The organism is Acinetobacter sp. AL9, assembly GCF_041464035.1.
Classification (GTDB): domain Bacteria; phylum Pseudomonadota; class Gammaproteobacteria; order Pseudomonadales; family Moraxellaceae; genus Acinetobacter; species Acinetobacter towneri.
Genome location: NZ_JAYFSK010000118.1, coordinates 1 through 2340 on the forward strand (window position 1 = coordinate 1; position 2340 = coordinate 2340).

Annotated in this window: 3 protein-coding genes; all 3 read right to left on the reverse strand. The window is 34.4% G+C overall.

Features of this window, described 5'->3' with window-relative positions; all coding sequences use genetic code 11:
- On the reverse strand, window positions 1-248 hold a 248-nt coding region (locus ACEO2X_RS13720), incomplete at its 3' end, for a hypothetical protein (protein WP_371972153.1).
- A 254-nt stretch (window positions 249-502) separates the two neighbouring features.
- The gene (locus tag ACEO2X_RS13725) at window positions 503-1069 is read right to left on the reverse strand and encodes a plasmid replication DNA-binding protein (protein ID WP_225531289.1); all 567 of its coding nucleotides are present in this window, start codon (window positions 1067-1069) and stop codon (window positions 503-505) included.
- A 105-nt stretch (window positions 1070-1174) separates the two neighbouring features.
- The gene (locus ACEO2X_RS13730) at window positions 1175-2182 is read right to left on the reverse strand and encodes a replication initiation protein (RefSeq protein WP_371972154.1); all 1008 of its coding nucleotides are present in this window, start codon (window positions 2180-2182) and stop codon (window positions 1175-1177) included.
- Window positions 2183-2340: the final 158 nt, after the last annotated feature.

The following is a 2340-nucleotide window of genomic DNA, read 5'->3' on the forward strand; positions in this document are numbered from 1 at the left end:
GTTTGAGCATTTTGAGAGGTTGCTTCTTTATTGGCATCTGCATATGCAGCGGCTTGAGCATCAGTAAGCCCAGCAGCTTTCGCTTTAGCCACAAGAGCAACACGGTTCGCTTCGATGGCAGCAGCTTGTTCATTGTTTATTGGAGGGGTAGAGTTTACTGCGGAATGATGTCCACCACTACTACATGCGATAATAGATATTGATATCAATGTAACAATACTTACTTTTGAGATACTTTTAATCTGCATTTGTGTTTCTTTATAAATACTATGTAGTGTTGTGTAATGTTAAATTTTATTGTCTCTTTATTCAATTGTAAAAAATAATACATAATACACGTTATACGAAATGCTTTTCATTTCTCATTAAATTTCAATTCCTTATGTTAATGTGAAAAGCCCAACCGTACTCAGTTGGGCTTTTTTAGTGATTGTTCACGTTCCACGCTTAATAAGTAAGCAATGTTCCACACTTTTGTTTAGCTAAAAATAACAATAAAACCTTACTCATCTGTAAAAACTGCCCGAGCTAAACGGCCCAATAGTCCCCTTTTTTTAGGTTCCGGTTCAACGTGTTCAGGAATAGGTATACGCTTGTTGTCTTCCCCAAAAGTAGTCAATGCGTCATAGTTCGACTCAATCTCTGGCCGAGGATCTGTTGCTATATTTAGATTAGTAGATTCATTTAGCTTACTAGTATTTTCTTGTTTTGGCTGTTCTAACGTGCCTTTAAACTCAATTCTATGAGTGAGATCTTCAATATGTTGCATCAAAGACTTTTCTCTTTGATTTGCTAAATCTAACTGATTTTTGAGTAAAGAAATTTGATCTTTTAATACATTTTCAATTTCAGACTGAACGTGTACCTGTACATCCTTCTGGACTTGTTCAGTACGTGTACTGGACTGAACACTGACTGGATTGCCATAAACTCTGATAAGTTCCGATAAGTCTATAAGTCCATCATGATCTCTTGATAATTCACCACTTTTTATAGATTCATAGATTGTTGTTCTTGATTTTTTAAAAGCTTTACTTGCGTCCATTATGCTAAATTTTGTTTTGTTCAATGTAATCCCTCAGCGCGTGTTTAAGGATGTTCATCTGAACATCTTAGCTGAACATATATCTTATTTTGAATTAAATCGTACTTTTCTAGGTATAGCAGCAATTTTTCAAACTTTTTGTTCAATAGTAAAGTCGATATTGAATTCTGCTAGTTTTTCAATCCATCTATTACCTTCGTTATTTTTAAAATCAATTTTTATTCTTTCTACTAATTCGTCTGTAGTCTCACCAGATTCTTTGAATCTCAAGCTCAATTCTTCACTTTGAATTATCGTTAAATAAACCATTTTTGCAGTTATTTTATTTTGCTCTTGGTTACTACCAGTTTCACTTTGTTGATTAGCTCCAATAGTTTTCTTTTTTCTAACTATAAAATTAACATGACTAGCTTTGCGTCCTTCTTTCTTGACTGCTTTAAACTCAATAGTAAGTTCTGTTTTAGAGTTAATGTCATCAATGTGGGGTTTAAGAATAGTACTTTTGAAATCTCTATATTCTGGGTATGAATTTTCTGCCAGACCTAAAGCACTTTTTAATTCTTTGATGGATACATCGAAATTAGACCGAAATTCATTTTGTACCAAGAATGGGTAAAGTTTTAAACCGTGACCATGTAAGGCAACAGCCGATTTAACTTTAAATTTTGTATACGAATTTTGTTTATTAAAAACATACATAATGTATAGGGCAAAATGCGTGAAAGAAATATAAAAACATCCATCCTTGTATGAGCATGTACTAATGAGTCTTGTTCGAATATCTCGATCTTTTCCAGGATGATAAAAAACTACACTGTGGTCGTAGAGAGCATCTACTACTCGGTTTAAGGCTACATAAGCACTGCTTGGCTTTAAGCCCGTCAATTCAGCATATTCTTTAGCTGTTACAGTGAATTCTGTTGTTTCATCGGGATCTGATGCTAGCCGAACTTTAGGGCTAAAAAAGAATAGCAATTTTAGAATATCGTCTTTTGGTGATTTCTCATGCTTCAATTGCCAGAAAATATTTTGAAAGACAGCATAGTCTTTTGGATAACGTTTGGCAGGTGCTGCAAGAGGAAAAAGAGATTTGTCATGTTCCTCAAAATTTTTAATTTTCTTTAATGATACAGCCATCTAAAATCACTATTCTTCTATTATGTGGTGGTATTTTTAATACTACTTACCCCCACTTATTAAGTCAAGCATATCTTGATTACCACCTAACATTTCGCCCCCACTGACCTAACATTTCGCCCCCACTGACCTAACATTTCGCCCCCACTGACCTAACA